5 protein-coding genes are annotated in these 7,226 nt (G+C 68.6%); 2 read left to right on the top strand and 3 right to left on the bottom strand.

What is annotated here, in order from left to right; genetic code table 11:
• Positions 1-195 precede the first annotated feature (195 nt).
• Positions 196-1,110, bottom strand: coding sequence for a hypothetical protein (locus AC13HU_RS27540; RefSeq protein WP_483044655.1), 915 nt, complete (start codon positions 1,108-1,110; stop codon positions 196-198).
• A 123-nt stretch (positions 1,111-1,233) separates the two neighbouring features.
• On the opposite strand from AC13HU_RS27540, the gene AC13HU_RS27535 reads away from it, so the two are divergent.
• Positions 1,234-2,679 carry a cutinase family protein gene (locus AC13HU_RS27535; RefSeq protein WP_483044654.1) on the top strand — a complete coding sequence of 482 codons (1,446 nt, stop codon included), beginning with the start codon at positions 1,234-1,236 and terminating at the stop codon, positions 2,677-2,679.
• An 866-nt stretch (positions 2,680-3,545) separates the two neighbouring features.
• Here the strand turns inward: AC13HU_RS27535 and AC13HU_RS27530 are convergent.
• Positions 3,546-4,652, bottom strand: coding sequence for a PhlD (locus AC13HU_RS27530; RefSeq protein ID WP_483044653.1), 1,107 nt, complete (start codon positions 4,650-4,652; stop codon positions 3,546-3,548).
• Between the two features lie 498 nt (positions 4,653-5,150).
• Complete coding sequence (locus tag AC13HU_RS27525) at positions 5,151-6,104, bottom strand: helix-turn-helix transcriptional regulator (RefSeq protein WP_483044652.1); 954 nt, start codon at positions 6,102-6,104, stop codon at positions 5,151-5,153.
• Between the two features lie 102 nt (positions 6,105-6,206).
• Here AC13HU_RS27525 and AC13HU_RS27520 point away from each other — a divergent pair, with 102 nt between their 5' ends.
• Entirely contained in the window at positions 6,207-6,941 is a 735-nt protein-coding gene (locus AC13HU_RS27520; protein WP_483044651.1) for an alpha/beta fold hydrolase, read from the top strand.
• The last annotated feature ends 285 nt before the right edge of the window (positions 6,942-7,226 follow it).

The following is a 7,226-nucleotide window of genomic DNA, read 5'->3' as shown; positions in this document are numbered from 1 at the left end:
GTACTGGTCGAATCGCGCCGAGGGTAATGGCCGCGAAAGCGGAGTCGGCTGGTCCTCTGGACAATCCGGCGCGCGCGAATAGGATCAATTTGCTGTAGGGCTGCCAGGGCAGGCGTGACTTTTATTCGCGTGCGTTACCTCCTGGGGGGAAGGTTCCGCGTGGCACGATGCCGGGAGGCAGATGGGCGGTCGTTCTTATGCGGCCGTGAGCGTGGCCATGACCGCGATGGATTCATCAGGCACTCTTCGGCCGTCCGCGTCGATGACCTCGCCGGACTTATAAGTCGTCAGGTTCAGCACCGGGGTACGGGGCGCGGCGGGACCGTGCGCGCCGTATCGGTAGCCCTTCTTGGCGGCGCGGGCGATGAGTCCGTCCAGGACCGCTGGGGTGGTGCCGCGTCGGATGGTCATGACGCCGAGCGTGTACGGCCCGGTGAACTCCCCGCCGACCAGCCACGTCGCCACCAGGCGGCCCCGATAGGCACCGAGCCGGTGCATGGCCCAGCCCAGGCGGGCCTGCATCGTCACCCGCGCCACCCACCATGTGAAGGGCCGGGCGTGGGGCGGCGGCGTGATGTCGACCCCCGACCTCGCCAGATGAATGCGGGTCGCCGTGTTCGGGGCCTTGGAGAAACCCGCGCCGTCCTCCGATTCGGTCATCCCGGTCCTGATGTCCACCGCGACGCCGACCCATCCCTCCGGGACGGCGAATCCCCTCAGCTCCCCGGGCGAGGCCAGGGCGAAGACCAGATCCGGCAGGTGCCGGACCCGCTCGTACCGGTAAAAGGAGCGCGGGGCCATAGTCACGGGGGCTGGCCACGGACGGTTGTCACGTACGTAGCCGAGAGCCCGCGCGTTGCCGTCGAGAGTCCCCAGCACCTCCTCCGGACGTCCCGGGCGGATCATCACCACCCACTGCGTGTACTGATCGGTGATACCGCTCGTCGGGCTCAGCCGGTCGGTGACGACGACCCCGTCCCTTGCGCCGAGCGCGTCGGCCACCGCGCACAGCATGGCCTGGAAGGCCAGCTTCCTACGTCTCGGCGGGATCACCGGGCGCAGCACCCGGCCCAACCCCACGTGCTGACGCAACCGCCGTACCCGCCGCATCGCGCCGCCCCCTTTGCACCGTCAACAAAAAACCACGTGGGAGAGACATGAACACCAGACGCACACTCAAGGGACGAACCCCGGCAGCAGGGATGATGCTCCTGTCACTGACGGGCTTGGCCCTTGTGCAGACGCCGACCGCTCACGCCGCTTCGGCCGGTTCCGACCACGAGTGCCACTCAGGCCACGTTATCGTCCGCAGCGGCGACGAAACAGGCCGCCGCTGGCACCTGCGAGCCCTACGCCATACTCGGAACGCGCGGCTCCGGGCAGCCGTCCACCGGGGCGTCCCGCGGCTTCGGCGATCAAGTCGTGGCGTTCGTCGACAGCTTCACCAGTGCAAAGGGGCTGACTACAGCCACCACAGTGCAGTGGCCCAATCCGTACCCCGCTGTCCCCGTGGCCGGCGCCTCCGGCATCCCCAACGCCGTCAGTGCCAGCCTCGGATGGGGCACCTACACCAATTCCGTACAGGCAGGACAGGACGCTCTCACCAATGAGATCAACTCGATCGAGAGCGCGTGCGGAAGCTCCACGACGATCATTCTGGCCGGCTACAGCCAAGGAGCGCAGGTCACCGGAAACGTCTACCAGGCTCTTGATTCCTCGCACTTGGCCCATATAGGCGGCGTGGCCCTGTTCGGCGACCCACTATTCAACCCCAGCTCGCAGTCGGCGCGGGGTGATTTCTCCTCAGGACGCAGGGGAGCCCTCGCGCACCCCGCGAGCAGGACCAGGCCGGAATTCCCAAACCCACAGAAAGTGGTGTCCTACTGCCACGGCAACGACCCGATCTGCCAGGGCTTCTTCAGCTTCAGTCCCTTCGGCCTTACCGCCTCGATGGACGGCCATCTCAACTACCAGAACACCGGCGATGCCAACAACTCGACGCCGTACACGACCCAGGCGGCCCAAGCCCTCGCGGCCATCGCTCCGCTTTCTCTACCCGCCGGGCATCCGGCCGAGGCGGCGACACCGGCCGCTTCGGGAACGCCGTCCCCTCCGACGAATGCCTCGGTGACGCTCACCAACCCCGGGGACCAAGTGGACGCGGTCATCTCCTGGAGCGCGCCCGCATCGGGGCCCGCGGTCCAGGGGTACGAAATCTACGGTACGAACGGCGTCCTGCTGGATGACATCGTGAGCAGCGGGTCGGGGTCGGTCACGCTCCCGTTCATTGAGCTCCCAGCCGCTATCGACATTCAGTCGGTCAACTCGGCCGGAGAAGGCGGGATACTCACCTACACGTTCGCCAGCTCCGAGCCCGACACGGTACTCACGCTGAACGGCCCGGCCGTCTCGAACAGCTCGGTCGGCGACATGGACTTCTCCTTCTACGCAACCGCGGGCCAGACGATCTCCATCAACGCCACCTTGCCCGCCGGCGACCCGATCGGGTACCTCCTGGTCAATCCGACCGGAGACTACGTCGTGCCGAGCACCAATGTGACCGGCACCGGTACCTCGCAGAGACTGATCAGCTCGTACGCGATCCCAGCAGCCGGCGTCTACACGCTCTACGTTTCTTCCCAGGCCGGAACGGTCACCGTCCAAGCGACCACGACCTAGCACTACAGGGCGACTTACTCGTCGACGCAGGTCAGACTGTCCTCCACTGGCATTCTCAGCTGACGGCCCACCACGTTGGCTGGTTGTCCGGGGGCTCCGCTGACCATCGGGGATTCCCCACGACCAAGGACCTCGGAGAGCCCGCCAGGACCGGGTCCGGGCTTCCCCGTTGGGGGTCCGGACCCGGCCGTGTGTGCCGCCGTGTACGCCTCGCTGACGCGGGATGGCAACGGGTCCGGCGCTGACACCAGCCCGCCACACGGGCGTACAGCGGCTCCGCCGGGCTGCTCAGCGGGGCCGCCCGCTCCTGCCGGGCAGGATCCGTCGCGGCGGCCGGATGCCGGACGCCGGGACGTCAACCACCAGGCCACTTCCCCGAGGTACCCGGTCCGCAGTTCCGGTCGCTCTCTTCTTCACCAGCGCTGAGGACAAGGACAGGGATACAGAGGGGAAGCCAGCGCGGGCGAGCAGCGCGGCAGACATCATTACCGCAGGTCAGAGCCGGTTTTCGGGACGGCCTTGACGAAGCGGTGCGAGGTGACCAGGGCTGGACGGGCCTTGACGTCGGCACTACGCTCCAGGACCTCCCCCGAGCGGATACGAAGGCTGGAGCGCACCCCACCTCACCCGGGTCAGCGGCGAAGCCATGGCGAGCGACCCGGACGGTTACGGCCCGGTCCGCCCGTCTCCCCCTCCACCCGTCGCCCCACCGCATGCGGCCCGCAGCAACAGGCAACCGGCGACGCCCGCTCCAGCGCCGCTCCGAACCCGTACTGAAAGCATGAAACCCTCACCCACTGCGGCCACCCCTTGTCCCCGGAGCACGGCCAAACACTAGTCAGCCACTCCCATGCAGCGGGGGAACCTCACCCCCACAGCACGTGACCAGGCAAGCAACAAGCGAACCCGGCTGACACGCAACCGCTGCCACCAACACGGCCACCCACATTCAGTCCGCCGCGTGCTCCTGCCACACCCCGTACACCGCCGCCCCGAAGAAGCCCGGACCGAACCCTGCGACCAGGCCCGGCGCGCCGTGGGCCGGCGGGTCGGCATGCTGCCGGCGCAGCACATCCAGCACCGCCGGGCCGCCGGGCCGCCGGGCCGCCGGGATTACCCTGCTCCCGCAAGGACTCCCAGGTGTGCCGCAGGTCCGGCGCGTCCGGCAGGCCGCGGGCCTGCGACTCGATGATCCGCGGCCCGCCCGGGTGCGCCGCCATCCACACCGGCCACGCCGCCGGCGGCTGCGCCTTCAACTGTTCCACCAGATCGGGCATGCACGCGGCCACCGCCCGCAACGCGGCCGGCGTCGACGCGAAGCGCTGCCCCTCGGACTCGGGTTCCATCCAATAGCAGTCGCGGCTGTCCGGCAGCAGGTACGTCCACCGGTCATCGATCCGCAGGCCCGGCCCGCGCCAGGTCGAGGTCACCACCACCGCCCCGGCGGCGTCCCCGAACAGCCCGGAATACATGGCCGCGACGATCGCCGGCTCAGCCGGCCGATAGCCACCGGACAACGCCTCGCTCACCACCAGCAGGACCCGCCGCCCCGGCCGCGCCGCCACCAACTCCGCCGCCAGCGCCAACCCCCACGCTCCCCCGGTACAGCCCACCTGCGTCACCGGCACGTGCAGCACATCCGGCCGCAACCCCAACGCGGCCGCCAGATGCACCCCCAGACCCGGCATCGCGATCCCCCTGGAGTGCACCGGGATCAGGCAGTCCACCTCGCCCGCCTCCAACCGGGCGTTGTGCAACGCTCCCCGCGCCGCCTCCTCCCCCAGCCGGTACACCGCATCGACCGTCCAGGCATTGCGGGCCTCGATCCCCTGCGGCCGGGCCACCTCCTCCAACGGCAGCGACCACCACCGCTGATCCACCCGCAAGGACCGCACGATCCGCAACGCAGCCGCCAGTCCCGGCCGCCCCTCCTGCGCCCGAGCAATATCGGCCAGCACGGCACTGGTTGACACCCGATACTCCGGCAACACCACCACAGGACACCCCACATACGCCGCCATAGCCACTCCTCAACTCACTTACCGTCATGAAGCGCCTATTCCACACCGGGCAGGTCCGTCCCTCCGCAACAGCGATAGCCCGCCCGGCCGCACCTGTCCCTCAAAAGAAGGGAATGAACCTCCACACCGAACACACCCGAATCCCGCCACCACAAAAACACGCAACTACCCCCCTCCCCCCAGCAGGTGACCACACACCCAAACGATCCAGGACCACAACAGTCCACCAACCCCTACACGACACCACCCCGAAGACCGAGGCCGCGACCGCGACCGCGGCCGATAAGACAACCACCAACACAACCACCACAACGCCACCGCCAACACCCACCACACGGGCCCCACACCAGAACCGCCAAGAACACCCACCGCCATCCCACCACCAACACCAGATGAGACGCCGCCGGGAACCACACCAAACCCGTGAACGCCAAACCCGACCACGGATCTCTACCCCGGCACTTCCTCCGGCCTCCGTCGAGCGGCTGCGGTGAGCTGGTCGGCGAGGTCGCCGAGGGCATGGCGTAGTTCGTCGGGGTGGTGGATGGTGAAAGGCCATTCCAGGGAAGCGAGCAAGTGGGCCATGCCGTTCAGCCGTTCCACCCGTGCGTGCATGAGGACACCGGCGGGCCGGGCGGTGAGGATCACCGCTGAGCGGGGCAGCCGGCGGGCGATCTCGTCGAGGGGGCCGTGGATCGTCACCTCGACCCGCCAACGGTAGGGCGCCTGCGCCAGGGTCGAGGTCAGGTGGGCGACGGGGTCGAAGCCACCCGGGACGGTGAAGCGGCGGGTCCGGGAGACGACGGAAGTGATCCGGTCGATGCGGAAAGTCCGCAGGCTGTCGCGGAGATGGTCGTGACCGACGACGTACCAGCGGCCGGTGTGGAAGACCACACCGTAGGGGTCGACATCGCGTTCGGTGTGCTCCCGGCGCCAGGATCGGTGACTGATGCCGACGCCCGTACCGGCACGGGACGCCTGGGCCAGGGCCAGCAGAACACCGGTTCCCGGCGCCTGCCCGATGACGGCGTCGGCGGTGAAGGACAAGGTCTCCCGCATGGCGGCGAGCGGTTCACGCACGGCGTGCGGGAGCACCCGCTCGATCTTGGCCAGAGCACCCGCAGTAGCCGGTGCGGCCGTGCCCATGCCCAGACGTTCCGCGGCAAGCAGGCCCAGGACAACAGCCAGCGCCTCGTCATTGGTGAGAACCAGGGGAGGCATCCGGTAGCCCCGAGCCAACCGGTAGCCGCCGTAGCGGCCGCGTTCGGCCTCCACGGGGATGCCCAGATCCCGCAGATGGGACACATACCGGCGCACCGTACGCACGTCGGTGTCCAGACGATCGGCCAGTTCCGCCCCGCCGAGCCGGGCATGGGACTGGAGGAGTTCCAACAAGGTCAGCACACGGGTGAGGGGATGCGACATGGATCACTCAGCATTTCAGGGCGGAATCTGTCCTGTATCGACTCTACGCTCCTTCGCAGCACCTCACTTCAGGGAGATCACATGGCCACGTTCGTACTCGTTCCCGGCGCCTGGCTCGGGGCCTGGGCCTGGGAAGACACCGCCCGCGTACTACGGGAGCGGGGCCACGCAGCGCTGCCACTGACACTGACGGGCCTGACCGGACCCGACGACCAGGACGGCCCCCGGACAGACCTGGACACGCACATCGCGGACATCACCGGATACGTCGAACGCAACGACCTGCACGACGTCACACTGGTCGCGCACAGCTACGCCGCCGCCCCGGTCACCGGAGCCGCCGGACGCCTCGGCGACCGGCTGGAACGCGTGGTCTACGTGGACAGCGCCCCGTTCACCACAGGCATGCGCATGCTCGACCTGATGCCGCCCCAAGCAGCGGACCACATGCGCCACCAGGTCGCCGCTTCCGGCGACGGGTGGCGGCTGCCGATACCGCCCTTCGACGTCCTGGGCCTGTCCAACAGCCTCGACGGGCTCGATGAGGGCCAGCGGGACGTGCTACGTGCGCGCGCCAACCCCCAGCCATTCGGCACCTACACCCAGCGTCTGACCAGCCCGACCGAACCCGGGGCCGGCGTGGACCGTGTCCTGATCGCCTGCCACGACTTCACCGGCCTACTGGATGCCGGAATACCGATGCTGGCCTTCCTCAACCAGCCGCCGTGGCGACGCTTCGACCTGCCCACCGGACACTGGCCGATGCTGTCCGCACCCACCAAACTCGCCAACACCCTCGACACCGCCACCTCCTGACCACCCCGAATCACACAGACACGTCCATACTCGACCACGAGAGCGTCCGCAGACCACAGAGCCACGCAACAGGCAACAGGCCCCCGCCCACGCCCCGGCCGTGCGGAGCACCCGAGTCCCCTGCCGAAGCGGTCGGCGGCCGGGCTTCCCCAACGCCTGGTTCGGCGATGAGACACACGACCCTGTCCGCACCCCGGGTCCCGTTCTCTACCGTGCGGGCGACCTCACCGCTGCGATGCGTATCCCGTCCTGAGCAGCCAGTTGCACGACGGCCCGCCCTCCACC

This window comes from Streptomyces sp. NH27 (assembly GCF_056859195.1).
This window is presented reverse-complemented; position numbering and strand designations above follow the sequence as displayed.

Bases quoted from the DNA above. Each gene is read 5' to 3' on its own strand.
- AC13HU_RS27540 (WP_483044655.1), bottom strand. From the start codon at position 1,110: ATGCGGCGGGTACGGCGGTTGCGTCAGCACGTGGGGTTGGGCCGGGTG.
- AC13HU_RS27520 (WP_483044651.1), top strand. From the start codon at position 6,207: ATGGCCACGTTCGTACTCGTTCCCGGCGCCTGGCTCGGGGCCTGGGCC.